Source organism: Bradyrhizobium sp. th-b2, assembly GCF_000426785.1.
Taxonomy (GTDB): domain Bacteria; phylum Pseudomonadota; class Alphaproteobacteria; order Rhizobiales; family Xanthobacteraceae; genus Bradyrhizobium; species Bradyrhizobium septentrionale.
Window position 1 is genome coordinate 1 of sequence record NZ_AUGA01000269.1, and the last position, 1,095, is coordinate 1,095.

At 63.0% G+C, this 1,095-nt stretch carries 2 protein-coding genes; both read left to right on the forward strand.

The features are described 5' to 3' along the window. Nucleotides 1-235: hypothetical protein (locus K359_RS64170; RefSeq protein WP_210164130.1), on the forward strand; the 235-nt coding region annotated here is incomplete at its 5' end. Between the two features lie 611 nt (nucleotides 236-846). After that, nucleotides 847-1,095 (forward strand): helix-turn-helix domain-containing protein (locus K359_RS60840; RefSeq protein WP_371261269.1); only part of this gene is annotated, 249 nt, incomplete at its 3' end.

Consider the following 1,095-nt stretch of genomic DNA (forward strand, 5'->3'; position numbering starts at 1 on the left):
CTTGCTCTCGCCGGAGGCGAAGGCGGAGCGTGAGCGCGTGCAAGCTAAGGAGCGCGCAAAGAGGAAACGAGAGCGTGACCGGTTTGGTCGTCCTAACGGTCGACCGAAGTCGAACAAGCTGGGTGTGGCGCAGGTGGTTGCTGGTGAAAATGCGTCACGGAAAAATGCGTCATGTCACATAATAGATATAGGTAGCCTGACGGAGATTAGCGTGACGCATTTATCGTCGGGCTGAGATGAAGAGCGCCGCGCGCCCCAAGCGCGACGGCGCGAACTCGGACCGAGGACGCGGCGTCGCTTAAGGCGCCGCCGCGCCGAAGCCACTCATAGCGTCGCCATGCCGGAAGCGAGGATCTGTGCGCGCCCTATAGGATTGCGTGGGCCCAAGCTATGGCCGCGGCAGCAAGATCGGCCAACTGAGCGTAGAAGGCCTTGAACCAAGGAGTACTCGTCAGTGCTTCGAGGCCTTTGTTGCCCACAAATTGACCAGCTCCTGCGACTACGCCAAGTGCGAAGGCGCTGATCGCGGTCTTACCTCTCTCAGCTGTATTCGCAGCCGACCTCGCGACCTCCAAAATCTCTCCGGCCCGTGCCCGGCTGCGTGGCCCCTCTTCGGAAAGCAGCTCGATCAAACGGTTTGTTTCGACCCAATCCTGCGCGAAGGTGGGAGCAAATTCAGGTCCGCGGTTGTGCCCTGGTCCCACCGGCGTTTGCGGGCGATTTCGCAGGATGGCCTGCATGAGCACCCGCTGTGCGCGAACATTCTCCCAAAGGGCCTCGATCGCATCGGCTCCCACCTCACCCCGAATTTCGGCCGCGTCTGGAGACTCGCCGCGAGCGGTGATAATGTCGGCTGCTCCTCCCCCGGCTACGCCCTCGATTCCAGGGGGCCTCGCAGCGTTGCCGGCAGCTTCAGCGGCCAAGCTGGGGCTGGACCGATCGACGGTAGGCAAGTGGCGGCGGCGTTTTGCGGAGCGGCGCGTGGACGGGCTGCATGACAAGCCGCGCTCCGGGGCGCCACGTACGGTTGACGATGCCCGCATCGAAGCCGTGATCGTGAGGACGTTGGAGAGTTGCCCTGAGAACGCCACCCAT